Origin of the sequence: Rhizobium sp. 62_C5_N11_2, from assembly GCF_051811185.1 — a bacterium.
GTDB classification, from domain to species: domain Bacteria; phylum Pseudomonadota; class Alphaproteobacteria; order Rhizobiales; family Rhizobiaceae; genus Rhizobium; species Rhizobium leguminosarum.
Genome location: NZ_JBPWPW010000001.1, coordinates 1,994,085 through 2,007,977, shown reverse-complemented (window position 1 = coordinate 2,007,977; position 13,893 = coordinate 1,994,085). Strand labels below are relative to the sequence as shown.

The window sequence follows — 13,893 nt, the reverse complement described above, 5'->3', positions numbered from 1 at the left end:
GTGCTCTACCGGCGGCGTTTCACCATTCTCGGCTGTTCGTCGTCACCGGGCGTGCCGCGCATCACTGGCGACTGGGGCGCCTGCAATCCCGACAATCCGAAGAACCGGCGCACGCGTGCAGCCTTCATGGTGCAGCAATTCGCACCGGATGGTGGGGTGACCACCATCGTCATCGACACCGGGCCGGATTTCCGCGAGCAGATGATCAGGGCAGGGGCCGACCATGTCGACGCCGTACTCTACAGCCATCCGCATGCCGATCATATTCACGGCATCGACGATCTGCGCGGCTATTTTCACAATACCCGCCGCCGGGTCCCGATCTTTGCCGACCAATTTACGATGGACAGGTTGCGGGAAGCCTTCGGCTATTGCCTGGAAACGCCGCCGGGCAGCAATTATCCGCCGATCGTGCTGCCGATTGTCATCGAAAATCTCGACGAACCTCTGGAAATCCGCGGCCCCGGAGGCACAATTGCCTTCCATCCGCATATCCAGCAGCACGGCGACATCCACTCGCTCGGCTTCCGCATCGGCGATGTGGCTTATTGCAGCGATATCAGCGACTTCCCGCCGCAGACAGTCGAGAAGCTTCAAAATCTCGACATGCTGATCATCGACGCGCTGCAATATACCTACCATCCGAGCCATCTGTCGCTGGAACAATCGCTCGACTGGATAGGCCGGCTGAAGCCGAAACAGGCGATCCTCACGCATATGCACACGCCGCTCGACTACGACGTGGTGATGGCTGAGACGCCGGACCATGTGGTGCCGGCGTATGACCAGATGAGCTTCGAGACCGAGGTCAGGATCGAGACCTGAGCCGCGTTACCGCATGCCCGGTCGCTGCATGCAGGGTCACTGCATGTAGGGCAGAACCTCGGCGGCGCCGCGGTGGATCATGTCGAGCGAGACATAGAGGATGATCAGCAGACCGACATAGGCGATCCAGCGATGGTTGGTGAGCAACCGGGCGATCAGGTTTGCGGCAATACCCATCAGCGCGATCGACAGGCCGAGACCGATGACCAGCACGCTCGGATGTTCGCGCGCCGCACCGGCAACAGCCAGAACGTTGTCGAGCGACATCGAAACGTCGGCGATGACGATCTGGGTCGCCGCCTGGAAGAAGGTCTTTTTCGGCGCGCCTACGGCACCTGCGGCTTCGTGGTTCTCGCCATGGCCGGCGCGAAGCTCGCGCCACATCTTCCAGCAGACCCAGAGCAGCAGCAAGCCGCCGGCCAGCAGCAGGCCGACGATTGCCAGCAGATAGACTGCGACGCTGGCAAAGAGAATACGCAGAACGGTCGCGGCCAGAATGCCGACGATGATCGCCTTGCGGCGTTGCGTGGCCTCGAGGCCGGCAGCGGCAAGACCGATAACCACGGCGTTGTCGCCGGCGAGAACGAGGTCGATAGCGATGACCTGCAGCAAAGCCGTCAGACCGGCTGCCGTAAACATGTCCATATGAATTATCCCCAATGCGTCAAAGCCGTGCTAGCGTCTCGACGGTTTGACGTCAACCGCTGAGGGATTTCGCGAGCAGCGCAATTTGCGACTTTGCGTATCTGATGGCAGGCGGCAACGTTATGGAACGCGCGCGACATGCGGAGTCATTCCCATGCCATTCCCTTGGAACATTCAACTCAGCCGCCGGTTCTTCAATTCAGGACACCAGACTTCGCCAAACTTCGGATTGGCGGCTGGGCCAGACATCGAGAGGAGAGTCCCATGGGCAGCATTTACAACGATACCAACCCGGCCTTTTCAGGACCGACAGGCGGCAGCAGCCTTACTGCATTCTTCGACAGCCGATCGGCGGCCGAATCCGCCGTCTCCCGTCTTGAAGATGCGGGCGTGCCGGTTGCGAGAATAAGGCTGATGCCTGGATATGAGGCGGATGGAAAAAATGCCGGCGCGATGAGCGACGACCGCAGCGGCTTCTTCGACGCGCTGGCAGACTTCTTTTTCCCCGACGAGGATCGTGCGGTCTACGCAGAAGGGCTGCGGCGCGGCGGCTTCCTCGTCCAGGTCAATGATATCGATGACGCGCTTTATGAGACCGTCCACGATATTCTGGACGACGAGGGCAGCATCGACATGGATGAGCGGGCAGATCTCTGGTCGTTGGAGGACAGACAGCAAGGCGCATCCAATACCGGCTTTGCCGGCCAACCCTCTGGCGGCAAATCGTCGGAAGATCTCGCTGTGTCAGAGAGCGCGTTCGACGATGCGCGCCCGGTTGCAATGCGCGACACCACCCATGGAAGCGCCAAGGTGCGTGCCTATACCTTGCCCGACCCCGACACCCCGTCATCGGACGAAACCAATCGCCAATCGCAGACCCAATCTCAAGGCGGATCTCACCAGAGCCAGGGTTTCCGGCGCGACCACTGATATTATGAGGCCCGGCCGCAATGCCGGGCCTTATTGCCTCTCGCTCACCTATTCGAGGATACGTCCATGCAATCATCCATCAACCGCCACGGCCTTCCGCCAGATCCCGACGAACTGATCGCGGAAGGCGATCCGCCCTTTGCCGATGCCGCTGAGCAAACCGCGCGTGAAAAGGCCGACGAGAGCCTGAACGCTCTGCAGCATGAGGTCAGGCTGCTGAATGCCCGCATAGGCATGCTGCGCGAGGATGCGGAAGCGGCGCTGAAAGCCAAGGCCACATCGGTCGATGCAAGCGCCCATGTCCAGCTCGGCGACTATCCCTGGCTGAAACTTGCCGCGGCGATCGGCGCAACCTTCATTGCGGCCAGACTGGTTCGACGTCTTCCGCTCGGCGTGCTGCTTGCGGGGTTTGCCGGTCATCTCTCTGAGGCGAGACCGCGGTGACGATCGTTGATGGTGTCCCCAGGCACCGATTGGTTGGACGAACGTCATTGGAGCCGGTGACCGACATGCGAACAGGCGCTCATGTCAAAACCAAGCCGGCAATTCCGGCCAAGGTCGCGACACCACCTGCGATCGCAAAACGAACCGCATAGGCGATGGTCCCCATACTTGCTGCAAGAACGGCTTTCGCCAGAAGATTGGCGAAAGCGGCGACCGCGATGGCTCGAGCGGCCGCATCTGCAGGCACCTGGATGGATGACAGCTTCGCAACGGCAAGCGTTATCGCATCGAGATCGCCCAGTCCTGTGATGAATGAAAGGGCGATCAGCGACTGAGTTCCAAAGACGATCAAGGTCATTCGCGTCAGGACTGTCACGACGGCGAGAACGAGTGCGAAGCGCAGCACGACCATCACCTCGAGCGGGTTTCGGGGTGAAAAATCGGTGCTGTCATCCGGGCGTTGCAGCAATGCGGCGAAGCCGCCTGCTATGGCGAGGGTGGCAGCAGCCGGAGCGAGTAATGGAGCAAGCTCCCTGAAAACAGCTGGTGCAATGACGCCGCAAATCAAAAGCACGCGGGCGAGAGAAACGGCTCCCGCCAGCATTGCTCCCGCAGAGAGGAGTGGCGAGAGGGCAGGCATCTCTTTCGACTGACGGGCGAAGGAAAGCGTCAAGGCCGTCGAGGAAACGATGCCACCGCTGGTCCCGGTCAGCAGTATTCCGGCGCGGGCGCCGCTCAGCCTGATGAGGATATAACCGGCAAAGGAAACGGCTCCCACCAGGATTGTCATCATCCAAAGCTCGAAAGGATTGATTGTCTGCCAAGGATCAATCGGTTCGTTGGGAAGGATAGGGAGGATGACGATGGTCATCGTCAGCAGGATCAGAGCGGCCCTGAGTTCAAGCCAGGTCAATCGGCGAAGAAATCCATGCAACGGCTCCCGCGCTGCAAGAAGGGCCGTTATTGCCACAGCGCTTGCGGCCGTTACCGTCATATCCGCCACGACCGCACCAAAGCCGAGCGCAAAGACCGCCAGGGCGGCGATGGTGCCGGTGGCGCTGTAATCCTCTTCTTGTGCCGCCTGCATGCGGCTGAAGAGGAGTACCGTGATGCAAAAGAATATAAAGATAGCTGTCGGCAGAATCGGCCCTGTCACCGGCTGCAGGAAACCGCAGAAGCCGCCGAGGAAACTTGACAGGCCATAGGTGCGGATACCGGCAACTCTTTTGCCTGGCGCAGCCTCACGATCCTGCCAGCCGCGCTCAATGCCGACAAGAATGCCGATTGCAAGCGCCAGACTGAGGCGCTGGAATGCTTCTGTCGTCACCAATGATGTCATCATCCGATGGGTCCAGGTGCGCCGGCCGATTCATCGAAGGCAGCTGCGCCGTATATGCCATTGCTGTTCATCCACAAGCTGCTCTGCGAAGTGCTGATATTCAATCGCGCATCGCACTTCATCGCTTAGCATAGATCTTTGCCGCTTCGCCCAACGAATTCCGCTTCCTTCCGGTTGACGACGTTCATTATCACGCTCGCGCTTTCGCGGTTTCGCGACCTTGATCTTCGTCAAAGCACGAGAGACCCCCCATATGTAATGATACCTGCAAGCATTCGGAGGACTTCAGCCATGAAAGCGCAATTCCATTTACCGCTGGCCACCTATCCAGACGCAAGCTCCTTCTCGCTCCTTCAGAATGCTGTCGATTTTTCCCTTCACCAAAAGGCCGGTTTGACGGCAAGTATACCGCTGGTCAGGATCGAACCCGTTCAGCCGCGATTTCCATCACTCCTTGACGTCGCCAACATGCGTGCGGAGGCGGAGCGCTTGAGTAAAGACAATGGAACCGTTCTCGGGCAGACGCTCCGTGATTATGCGAAAAAAGCCGAGGTCGAGGTCGAGATCCAGCCATTCGATGTGAGGCAGCCGTTTGTCGCACAAACGCTTGCCGAGCTGTCGCGCGCATATGATCTTTCTATTTTGGAAGCATCTGAGCTGATGAAGCCGCTGATCGAGAGCGTGCTGTTTGAAAGCGGTAGACCGCTCCTGCTTTTTCCCCCGGATAATTTCTCCGGCCGGATCGATGCTGTTGCCGTCGCCTGGGATGGAGGAGCCACTGTCGCGCGGACACTGGCCGGTGCCAGGTTCTTGTTGGAACGGGTTTCGCGTATCGTCCTGATTTCCATCACCGATGATAAGCAGATTGACGAGGGCAGCCGAGATCACCTTGCGACGGCGCTCCGCAAGGCTGGTCTTGCCGTCGATGTCGCCGCCGTGCAAGCGAAGGGAGACTCGCCAGCTAACGTCATTCAAGGCGCAGCCCTGGAACGCAAGGCAGATTTGCTCGTCGCCGGCGCATACGGCCATTCGAGGCTACGCGAATTCATCCTGGGTGGGGTTACACGGTCCCTGTTGACCCGCCTCGAAATGCCCACTGTCCTTTGCCACTGACTGCGGTGCGCGCGGCGCGTTGCTGATGACCGAAACATCGATCACTGCCCGGAGAAGAGCGTCCTCTGCGGGTGTCAAGTATCAAAGGCTCGCACAGACCATCGCAGTCGCCAAAAAACTGATGCGACAACTAGCACTTGGGAAGGAATCAATGAACCTGCGCGACGTCTCAAGGCATCGGCTTGGCAAGCTCTTTGAGAATCGCTTCAAGCGCATCGGCCGTCGCCTGCAAGCCGGATGACCGCGCGATTTTCAGTGCCGCACTGCAGTGAGCAGACAATGCGTCCTGCTGGACGTGATCATTCGTCGGAAATACGATGCCCGCATATTGCGACGGGTTTCCGTCTTCATCCCTGAAGCAGCGACCTAAGGCAGCCACGGCTACTATTTGCCCGCTTCGATCAAACACCCGATAGTCACAGCGATACGGATTTCCTGTGATCACCGATTCGGAAATCGCCTTGGCCACAGATGGCTTGTCGTCAGGGTGAATTCGGTCGAGGTATCGTACGACCGGCAGCCCTGTGAGGGTCTGTTCCGGATCAAGCCCAAAGAGGTTTGCCAGCGCCGAATCCGCATAAACCTTGTCGGTCGCCAACTCCCAGGTGAAAATCCCAGGCTCTTCGGCATCCGAAAATTCGGACGCTCCGAAAGCTCTGTCGACAAGGTTCATTCCGCATCCCCAGTCTGCGCGCCAATGCTGCCGGCCGATCACGTCACCCCGGCTCTTCAGAGAATACGACGTGCTCGACCATTTCGCCGCCGATCTTACTGCATAATTCCTCAAATCGGAATCGATTTAAGGAGTCTTCGCTTGGCAGGAACCTACGCTTGATGGGTTCGATCTGTGCCGAATGAGTGGTAAGCTTGCCACCGAAGCTCTGCGCGAAAGGCGGCCCGAGACCGCCACACAAGCTCGCCACGCGCAGCCAGCAGCGTCGTTTTCTTGACGCGTACGGCGAAGGTGTGCTCCACCTCGGCTTCGACGTTCCAGAATGCGACGAAGCTGACAAGACCGGCGCGAAGGGTTGAGGGAAATCATGACGAAAATCGATCTCAATTCTGATCTCGGGGAGGCGTTTGGACCTTGGCGCATGGGCGACGACAAGGCGATCCTTGACGTCGTCTCCAGTGCCAACATCGCATGTGGCGGCCATGCCGGAGATCCGGCGACCATGGTGGAGACGCTGGCGCTCGCAAGCGAACGGGGCGTCGTCGCCGGGGCCCATCCGGGCTTTGCAGATCGCGAGGGCTTCGGACGACGCCTGATCCCCTTGAGCGTCCGGGAAGTGGAGCAGCTTGTGGCGACGCAGACAGGGGCGCTGATGGGCGCTGCGGCTCTGGCGGGCACCCGCATCCGTTACATCAAACCGCACGGCGCACTCGCCAATTGGGCGGCCGACGAACGGCCGGTCGCCGACGCCATCATCCGTGCAACCCGAGCGGTTTCGCCGGAACTTGCCGTACTGGCGATCTCCGGGACAGAGCTGGAACATGCGGCCCGCAATGCCGGGATGACCGTCTTCAGCGAGATTTTTGCCGACCGCGGCTACCTCTCCACGGGTCGGCTCGTTCCGCGCAACTTGCCAGGAGCGATGATCGATGATCCAGCACAGGCGGCATCGAGATTGATCGGGTACCTGTCCAGCGGCCTCATGCCGACGGTCGACGGCGTTCCGATCCCTCTCGATGCGCACTCGATCTGCGTTCACGGGGACAGCCCAGGAGCGCTCGCCATGGCCGTCCACGTGCGAAGGGAATTGCAAAAGGCAGGCATCGAGGTGGCTCCATTCCTCCAACCGACACAGGAAAACAGGTGATGGCCAAAGGCTATCTTATCGCCCGGGTTACCGAGCCGGATGCCTACGGGACCTGCGCGCGAGCCGCGGATGCGGATTTCATTCTGATCGAAGGCGCCGACTGACGTGTCACAGACCCCATTCGCAGCGTCCGGCACCGGTCCGAACTACCGTCCGGTGGGCGGCCACGCGGTGCTCGTCGAATTCGGCGCGACCATCGATAAACGGATCCACGATCGGGTCGTCAAGTTGGATGCCGCCTTGAAGGCGGCACCCTTTCAAGGATTCGTCGAAGCTGTACCGGCCTATGCCAGCATTCTCGTATGCTTCGATCCGCTCGTGGCCGATCACCGCACGACGGAGGCGGCCATTGCCGAGCGTCTGGGAGCTGAGGTTCCAGCGACGATTGGAGCGATGCGCGAAGTCGAAGTCTGCTACGATCCTGATCTTGCGCCCGATCTTGCCGCCGTCGCCAAGGCAAGCGGATTATCGCCGGAAGACGTTATATCCGCCCATCTCTCGGGCGACTACAGCGTCTTCTTGTACGGCTTCGCTCCGGGATATGCATATCTTGCAGGCGTGCCCGAAGCCATTCAACAGCCGAGGAAGCCGGCGCCCATTCGCGGCATAGCTGCCGGAAGCGTGCTGATCGCGGGGCCGCAGTGCCTGGTGAGCACGCTCACCATGCCGACCGGCTGGTGGATCATCGGCCGCTCGCCGACGAAGATCCTCGACGCCGCGTCCGACGACCGTCCGTTCCTTTTCGACGTCGGCGACGCGGTGCGTTTCCGCCGCATATCGAGAGCCGAATTCGACGCGAGGTGCCCCGAATGAGCGAAGCCGTCCTTGCAATCGACTTCGCGGGTCCTCACGTCGCGGTCCAGGACGGAGGACGTCACGGATTGATGCGGTATGGCGTTCCGGCCTCCGGTCCGATGGACAGGACCTCGTTTGCAGCCGCCAACGCCGCCGTCGGCAATCCTGCTGGTCAGCCGGCAATCGAAGTCTCCATGGGCGGCCTGGTTCTCGACTGCGTGTCGGGAGAGGTTACATTCGCCGTCGCGGGAGGAGGCTTCATCATAGAGCATGCCGGCGACAAGCGCGGCGCGTGGATGGTCGCCACCTTGAAGGCCGGGGAACGGCTGGCAATCCGTCCGGGACACTGGGGAAGCTGGACCTATCTGGCCTTCGCCGGTCATATCGAGGCGAAGACCTGGCTGGGCAGCATGTCGACTCACAGTCTCTCCGGCCTCGGCGGCGGGCGCCTTGCGGCCGGTCAAACGCTCACTCTCGCCGATCCGGAAGTGCGAGATGATCGAAATGGTCCGATCCCATGTCCGGTCATCGCAAGACCGCGATCCGAGCTGCGTGTGGTGGTTGGTCCACAGGATCGGTTCTTCTCGAAAGAAACCTTGTCGAATTTCCTATCGTCGCCCTTCCGCCTGAGCGACGCCTATGATCGCATGGGAGTACGCCTCCAAGGTCCGTCGCTTGCGCCAAGCGTCGCGTTGGACATGCCATCGGAAGCGATCGTCCGGGGCTCGGTGCAGGTGGCCGGAGATGGCGTCGCCACCATTCTACTGGCCGATCACCAGACGACCGGAGGCTATCCCAAGATCGCAACGGTGGTGGATTCGGATCTGGACGCCTTCGTCCAGCTCCGCCCACGCGACCATGTCGGTTTCCTGGCCGTGACACCCCAACAGGCGGTCGAGCAAATTCGGCTTCGGGCTGCGACGATGTCCCGTTACCTCGCGGCAGTCCGCGACGGACCATGCAACGCCTTTATATAGGCGTGTCGATCTGAAGGGCAGGGCGGCGATAGAGGCTTGGAGCTGCCGTTAGCTCGAAGTAGTGTTCAGAAAATCCAGATTCAGTTCGGGGGCACCATGGATTTTCTGAACGTCGCGGCGATCGTTTTCTTCATTCTCGTCTGGGTGGCGGTCGAGCCTTTGATGGCAGCAGGGTGGCCGAGGAGGAACGATAGCCTTTCCGTTGATATGGTGCGCGTTCGCGCGGCCTGGATGCGGGAGGTCCTGACGCGAGACAACAACTTCATCGGCGACGCCGCGATCCTGGGACACACGATCAATTCAGCATCCTTCTTCGGATCCGCTAATCTCATCGTCATCGTTGGGCTCAGCGGCGCGCTATTCATGGAGCCGAACTATGGATCGGGTGGCCTGATTGCGATGTTTGCGGCTCAGGATCCGGCATGGTTTTTCCAGTGCAAGGTCCTCCTGATCATGGCCACACTGCTGCGGGGACTATCCGATTTCATCTGGGCGGTCCGGCAGATCAACTACTGCCTGGCGGCGATCGGGGCGAGCCCGTCCCGCGATGAAGACAGGGACATCGCCAGCTGGACGAACGCCCTGACCCTGGTTTTGAATCCTGCTCTTCGATCCTTCAGCGTCGGTGTCCGATCTTACTACTTCACCGTTGCAGCCGCCTTCTGGTTCATCGGGCCAATCCCTTTCGCTGTTGCGACCATCCTCAGCGTCGGCGTGTTGATTTGGCGTCAATCCTGGTCGGACGCTGCAAAAGGGATCATGGCCATACGGAAGCTGCTTGACTAGAGCATAATGCCGAAAAGTGTGAGCGGTTTTCGGACGACATCATGCTCTAACTATATAATGTAGAACAGGATTCAGATTTTAGGCCGACCCGGCCTAAAATCATCTTGTTCTAAAGCCAACCCTTAAGCTGGGCTGAACAGAAGCGATATCTTACTGGCGGTGTCCGATGGATCGTCTAGAAGCGATGCGCATATTACTGGCCGTCGTCGATGCCGGAAGCATCTCTGCCGGCAGCAGGAAGCTGAACGCGCCCTTACCCAGCGTCAGTCGCAAGGTGGCGGACCTTGAACGACATCTTGGGGCGAATCTGATCGTCCGCACCAGCCGCAATCTTCAGCTCACCGATGCGGGGCGCGACTATGTCGACGCCGCCCGAAAGATCATGGCGGATCTGGAGGAGGCCGAACGAAGGGCGTCCGGGGAATACCAGACGCCCAGAGGCGTGCTGACGATCACGATGCCGATCGAATACGGGAGCCGCTACGTGCTGCCCGTTGCGCTGAGCTTCATGGACAAATATCCCGAGGTATCGCTGAACCTGCTGTCGCTCGACCGCACGGTCGATCTCGTGTCCGAGCAGGTGGATATCGCGATCCGTCTTGGCAACCTCGCCGACAGTTCGCTCCATGCCGCCAAGGTCGGGGAATTCCGCCTGATGACTTGCGCGAGCCCTGCCTATCTCGAGCGGCATGGCATGCCGGAGCGTCCCGGCGATCTCATCGATCGCGACGGGATCATCTTCAACAAGCGGACATTCTTCTGGACCTTCGACGTCGACGGCACGCCGCTTGAGGCGGTGCCCCGCAACCGGCTGGAGGTGAATACGGCGGCGAACTGTGTTGCGGCGGCCGTCGGCGGGGCGGGGATCGCGCGGCTGTTCGATTATCAGGTTCCCGACGAGCTGGCGTCTGGCGCGCTCGTTCCCATCCTCCGCAATTTCGACGGCGCGCCGCAGCCTATTCATATCGTCTACGCCCGCCAGGGGCTTCTCGCCTTGAAGGTACGGGCTTTCGTCGACTGGGCATTGCCTCACTTGCGCGCTATCTGAAAAATAAAATAATCAAACATTATCTGAATGATGTGCGGATCTCTTCAACCGTTTGTTTCGAGTTCTGAAGATGCGGAAAGTGGCCGATACCTGACAGGATATCGACTCTTGCACCGATCTTGCCGGCGAACTCGATGCCCATCTCCCTTGCAATGTAGATGTCCTTCTCGCCCCAGATCACCTTCACGGGCGTCTTCAGCCGGGAGAGGTTAGCCTCGAGATAATGCTGATCGCCGGTGAAATTCGCGTAGTAGTGGGCGAAGGCATCCGCTGAAGTCATCCCGTCAAGGCTCCACGAACCGGTCATGTCCTGCTGGACGTCAGCCGGCAGATCGAATTGTTCAGCGGGAGAGAGGCCGCGCCTGTGCACGTTCTGGAGGATCTCGTCGCTCGTCTTGTTCATGTAGGCACGGGTCGGCGAGGCGGTCGGCTCGGCTTTGAGGTTCTGCAAGTTCTCCCACATGTAGTGCGGCCGGTCGAACGGCGCGAAGTCTCCGACGATGATCTGCCTGGCGATCGTCGGCTCGTCGAGAGCAAGCAGCAGGACGGGGAGGGCACCGATGTCAGTCGCATAGATCACGAGGGTCGACCGGTCGATGCCTGCCCGCTCGATGTAAGCCTTCAACACTTGAGCGTACTCTTTCGGCGCGTAGGAAAACCGCTCCAAAGCCGGGCGCGACGACTGCCCATAGCCCGGCCAATCGAAGGCATGGACGTCGTAGTCGTGAGCAAGCGTTGTCGCGATGTCCTTCCATACCGTCAGTGTTTCCGGAAACCCATGCAGGAAAAGCACGGTGCCTTTTGGCGCGTGGGCGCGGACAATCATCCTCCTCAGCGTGAGGACCTCATCGATCTCGATGAAGTCGACGGCGTCTTGCGCGGCCTCTCTGGACGCGGAAGTGAAGGCTCCAGCCGCCTGGGAAGAGAGAGTTGCTGCGGCCGATGCAGCATTTACGGTTTTGTCCTTAGACATAGGATGTCCTTTGTGAACGGCGGTCAGCCAAAGCCCAAAAGCCGGCTGTCGCCACAAATAATTGAGCACGGCGTCAGCCCGCGGTAGCCGGAGAAAGTGAGAGGAACCCTCTCGACGGCGGCACGCTGAAACCCGGCAGCCCAAGGCTGACATCTGAACGAGAGGGTGCCTCTCACTTTGGCGAGGTGCCGGCCGGCCATCGACCCGCCCAAATATCCACCAGCCGCCGATTTGAGACAGCTCGTTGGCGTTTGCGTGCGGAAGGCAGAGCGTCGGCCGCGACAATATAAGGAAGAACTGATATGAACGACATTTCCCAAAGCAGACAAGTTGCGGCCGCCCCCGACAAGGTCCGCAGCCTCCCCGGCCATGCCACTGTCGGCACGAATGATCTGGATGCCGCGTCGGTATTCTACGACAAGCTTCTGGCCGTGTTCGGGATCGGACGAGTCCTCGTCCAGCCCAACCGAGCCATCTACTACGGTCATCGCACGCTCGAATTCGGCATCATCAAGCCGTTCGATGGCCGCCCTGCCACCGTCGGTAACGGCGGAATGATTGCTTTCGAAGCTCCGTCCCGTTCAAAGGTCGACGAAGCCCATGCAACGGCATTGGCGGCGGGTGGCTCGGACGAAGGAGCGCCTGGCCCACGTGGCGAGAATGGCACGGGTCCTTACTGTGCCTATTTTCGCGATCCGGAAGGCAACAAGTTTCTGATCTTTCGTTCCGGAGCTGACGAGGCCTGACGTTTTCGGCATTGAAGCGGGGCAGGGCCATCGTTTCCCCTCCCGCCCCAGGACGACCCTCGATGTCATGAAAGGACACGTGCCATGGCACTGCCGAACTCTTTGAAACACAGGGATATATCGCGACGCTCGCTGTTGTTGGGGGTTGCCGCGACCGGCATATCCGCCGCTCTCCTTCCACGCTTGTCCGCCGCCGCAGATGTCGTCGTCGCCGCATCCGGGGAGATCCGACCGTTCAAGGTTGAGGTCTCCGAGGCGGCGCTTACAGACCTCAGGCGGCGTCTCACCGAGACCCGCTGGCCCGACGGGGAAACCGTCAGGGATCGTTCGCAGGGCGTCCAGACCGACAGGCTGAAGGAACTGGCGCGTTACTGGCAGTCGTCTTATGACTGGCGGAAGGCAGAGAACAGGCTGAACAGCTTTCCGCAGTTTCTTACCAATATCGATGGACTGGACATCCATTTCATCCATGTCCGCTCCCATCATGAAAACGCGCTGCCGCTGATCATGACCCACGGCTGGCCGGGTTCGGTCTTCGAGCTGCTTGACGTCATCGGGCCGCTCACGGATCCGACGGCGCATGGCGGCAGGGCTGATGATGCCTTCCATCTGGTGATCCCTTCGATTCCAGGATTCGGCTTTTCCGGGAAACCGCCAGCAACAGGTTGGAACCCTCAACTGATCGCGGCTGCCTGGGACGTGCTGATGAAGCGGCTTGGCTATGACCGCTATGTCTCGCAAGGCGGCGACTGGGGCGCGATCATCAGCGACGCCCTGGGTCGCCAGGCGCCCGATGGGCTACTAGCGATCCACGTCAACAGGGTCGAGCGTGCGACGACTTTCCCAGCGGACGCAGCGCAGGCTCTTAAAAATGGAGGGCCGGCTCCCGATAGCCTGTCTCAGGATGAGAAGGTCGTCTTCGACGAGGCCCGGGACTTCCTCAACAACGGCTTCGGCTACGCAGCGATCATGAGCACACGGCCGGAGACGCTCGGCTACGGGATTGCGGATTCTCCAGTCGGCCTCGCCGCCTGGCTTTACGACAAGATCGCCGACTGGGTGTATACACGCGGCGATCCCGAACAGGTTCTTGGCAAGGATGCCATCCTTGACAACATCACACTGTATTGGCTGACGAACACCGGCCCTTCAAGTGGTCGGATCTATTGGGAAAACGTCATGTCGGGCGCCAAGCTCACGGCCGTCAAAGTACCGGTCGCCGTCACGGTGTTCCCCGGCGAGGTCTACAAGCCGCCAAGGCATTGGCTGTCGAAGGCTTATCCGAAGCTCATCTACTACAATCGCGCCTCCAAGGGCGGTCACTTTGCTGCCTGGGAGGAGCCGGAACTCTTCAGTCAGGAGATCAGGGAGGCCTTCAGAAGCTTGCGGTCTTAACGCCGCCTGGCCTTTGGTTCGCAGTCAGCGTCCCCGAGACCGGTTCGTCGATTGACG

15 protein-coding genes are annotated in these 13,893 nt (G+C 60.2%); 11 read left to right on the top strand and 4 right to left on the bottom strand.

Annotated elements, in window-relative coordinates:
- Complete coding sequence (locus AB8B31_RS10165; RefSeq protein ID WP_128408958.1) at nucleotides 1-825, top strand: MBL fold metallo-hydrolase; 825 nt, start codon at nucleotides 1-3, stop codon at nucleotides 823-825.
- Nucleotides 826-861: 36 nt separating this feature from the next.
- On the opposite strand, the gene AB8B31_RS10160 is transcribed toward AB8B31_RS10165, so the two are convergent.
- Nucleotides 862-1,470 (bottom strand): TerC family protein, encoded by a 609-nt coding sequence (locus tag AB8B31_RS10160; protein WP_028733716.1) that lies wholly within the window; start codon nucleotides 1,468-1,470, stop codon nucleotides 862-864.
- Nucleotides 1,471-1,734: 264 nt separating this feature from the next.
- Here AB8B31_RS10160 and AB8B31_RS10155 point away from each other — a divergent pair, with 264 nt between their 5' ends.
- Both AB8B31_RS10155 and AB8B31_RS10150 read left to right on the top strand, forming a co-directional pair.
- On the top strand, nucleotides 1,735-2,400 hold the full coding sequence (locus AB8B31_RS10155) for a hypothetical protein (RefSeq protein WP_028733715.1): 666 nt from the start codon (nucleotides 1,735-1,737) through the stop codon (nucleotides 2,398-2,400).
- A gap of 66 nt (nucleotides 2,401-2,466) precedes the next feature.
- Nucleotides 2,467-2,844, top strand: coding sequence for a hypothetical protein (locus AB8B31_RS10150; RefSeq protein WP_018242059.1), 378 nt, complete (start codon nucleotides 2,467-2,469; stop codon nucleotides 2,842-2,844).
- A gap of 79 nt (nucleotides 2,845-2,923) precedes the next feature.
- On the opposite strand, the gene AB8B31_RS10145 is transcribed toward AB8B31_RS10150, so the two are convergent.
- Nucleotides 2,924-4,186: an MgtC/SapB family protein gene (locus AB8B31_RS10145; RefSeq protein ID WP_028733714.1), complete on the bottom strand. Its 1,263-nt coding sequence runs from the start codon at nucleotides 4,184-4,186 to the stop codon at nucleotides 2,924-2,926.
- Between the two features lie 288 nt (nucleotides 4,187-4,474).
- Here AB8B31_RS10145 and AB8B31_RS10140 point away from each other — a divergent pair, with 288 nt between their 5' ends.
- Nucleotides 4,475-5,296, top strand: coding sequence for a universal stress protein (locus tag AB8B31_RS10140; protein WP_018445309.1), 822 nt, complete (start codon nucleotides 4,475-4,477; stop codon nucleotides 5,294-5,296).
- Between the two features lie 169 nt (nucleotides 5,297-5,465).
- On the opposite strand, the gene AB8B31_RS10135 is transcribed toward AB8B31_RS10140, so the two are convergent.
- Nucleotides 5,466-5,969 (bottom strand): PAS domain-containing protein, encoded by a 504-nt coding sequence (locus AB8B31_RS10135; RefSeq protein ID WP_131702657.1) that lies wholly within the window; start codon nucleotides 5,967-5,969, stop codon nucleotides 5,466-5,468.
- A 367-nt stretch (nucleotides 5,970-6,336) separates the two neighbouring features.
- Here AB8B31_RS10135 and AB8B31_RS10130 point away from each other — a divergent pair, with 367 nt between their 5' ends.
- The 5 genes from AB8B31_RS10130 to AB8B31_RS10110 all read left to right on the top strand — a co-directional run bounded on the left by AB8B31_RS10130 (nucleotide 6,337) and on the right by AB8B31_RS10110 (nucleotide 10,722).
- Nucleotides 6,337-7,116 (top strand): LamB/YcsF family protein, encoded by a 780-nt coding sequence (locus AB8B31_RS10130; protein ID WP_028733712.1) that lies wholly within the window; start codon nucleotides 6,337-6,339, stop codon nucleotides 7,114-7,116.
- A 105-nt stretch (nucleotides 7,117-7,221) separates the two neighbouring features.
- The gene (locus AB8B31_RS10125) at nucleotides 7,222-7,929 is read left to right on the top strand and encodes a 5-oxoprolinase subunit B family protein (RefSeq protein WP_028733711.1); all 708 of its coding nucleotides are present in this window, start codon (nucleotides 7,222-7,224) and stop codon (nucleotides 7,927-7,929) included.
- A complete protein-coding gene (locus tag AB8B31_RS10120) occupies nucleotides 7,917-8,888 on the top strand; it encodes a biotin-dependent carboxyltransferase family protein (RefSeq protein WP_028733710.1) in 972 nt (323 codons plus the stop codon). The genes AB8B31_RS10125 and AB8B31_RS10120 overlap by 13 nt, the downstream gene beginning before the upstream one ends.
- Nucleotides 8,889-8,984: 96 nt before the next feature.
- Nucleotides 8,985-9,674 (top strand): DUF599 domain-containing protein, encoded by a 690-nt coding sequence (locus AB8B31_RS10115; RefSeq protein WP_028733709.1) that lies wholly within the window; start codon nucleotides 8,985-8,987, stop codon nucleotides 9,672-9,674.
- Between the two features lie 166 nt (nucleotides 9,675-9,840).
- Nucleotides 9,841-10,722, top strand: coding sequence for a LysR family transcriptional regulator (locus AB8B31_RS10110; protein ID WP_018242049.1), 882 nt, complete (start codon nucleotides 9,841-9,843; stop codon nucleotides 10,720-10,722).
- A 19-nt stretch (nucleotides 10,723-10,741) separates the two neighbouring features.
- On the opposite strand, the gene AB8B31_RS10105 is transcribed toward AB8B31_RS10110, so the two are convergent.
- Nucleotides 10,742-11,695 (bottom strand): alpha/beta fold hydrolase, encoded by a 954-nt coding sequence (locus AB8B31_RS10105; RefSeq protein ID WP_028733708.1) that lies wholly within the window; start codon nucleotides 11,693-11,695, stop codon nucleotides 10,742-10,744.
- A gap of 302 nt (nucleotides 11,696-11,997) precedes the next feature.
- Between AB8B31_RS10105 and AB8B31_RS10100 the strand changes: the two genes are divergently transcribed.
- Together AB8B31_RS10100 and AB8B31_RS10095 are read left to right on the top strand one after the other, a co-directional pair.
- Nucleotides 11,998-12,441, top strand: coding sequence for a VOC family protein (locus AB8B31_RS10100; protein WP_028733707.1), 444 nt, complete (start codon nucleotides 11,998-12,000; stop codon nucleotides 12,439-12,441).
- A gap of 84 nt (nucleotides 12,442-12,525) precedes the next feature.
- Entirely contained in the window at nucleotides 12,526-13,836 is a 1,311-nt protein-coding gene (locus tag AB8B31_RS10095; RefSeq protein ID WP_028733706.1) for an epoxide hydrolase family protein, read from the top strand.
- Nucleotides 13,837-13,893: the final 57 nt, after the last annotated feature.

Excerpts from the sequence above, each read along its gene's own strand:
- AB8B31_RS10135 (WP_131702657.1), bottom strand. The coding sequence starts at position 5,969 with ATGAACCTTGTCGACAGAGCTTTCGGAGCGTCCGAATTTTCGGATGCC.
- AB8B31_RS10160 (WP_028733716.1), bottom strand. The coding sequence starts at position 1,470 with ATGGACATGTTTACGGCAGCCGGTCTGACGGCTTTGCTGCAGGTCATC.
- AB8B31_RS10095 (WP_028733706.1), top strand. The coding sequence starts at position 12,526 with ATGGCACTGCCGAACTCTTTGAAACACAGGGATATATCGCGACGCTCG.
- AB8B31_RS10115 (WP_028733709.1), top strand. The coding sequence starts at position 8,985 with ATGGATTTTCTGAACGTCGCGGCGATCGTTTTCTTCATTCTCGTCTGG.
- AB8B31_RS10110 (WP_018242049.1), top strand. The coding sequence starts at position 9,841 with ATGGATCGTCTAGAAGCGATGCGCATATTACTGGCCGTCGTCGATGCC.
- AB8B31_RS10150 (WP_018242059.1), top strand. The coding sequence starts at position 2,467 with ATGCAATCATCCATCAACCGCCACGGCCTTCCGCCAGATCCCGACGAA.
- AB8B31_RS10130 (WP_028733712.1), top strand. The coding sequence starts at position 6,337 with ATGACGAAAATCGATCTCAATTCTGATCTCGGGGAGGCGTTTGGACCT.
- AB8B31_RS10105 (WP_028733708.1), bottom strand. The coding sequence starts at position 11,695 with ATGTCTAAGGACAAAACCGTAAATGCTGCATCGGCCGCAGCAACTCTC.
- AB8B31_RS10100 (WP_028733707.1), top strand. The coding sequence starts at position 11,998 with ATGAACGACATTTCCCAAAGCAGACAAGTTGCGGCCGCCCCCGACAAG.
- AB8B31_RS10155 (WP_028733715.1), top strand. The coding sequence starts at position 1,735 with ATGGGCAGCATTTACAACGATACCAACCCGGCCTTTTCAGGACCGACA.
- AB8B31_RS10145 (WP_028733714.1), bottom strand. The coding sequence starts at position 4,186 with ATGATGACATCATTGGTGACGACAGAAGCATTCCAGCGCCTCAGTCTG.
- AB8B31_RS10140 (WP_018445309.1), top strand. The coding sequence starts at position 4,475 with ATGAAAGCGCAATTCCATTTACCGCTGGCCACCTATCCAGACGCAAGC.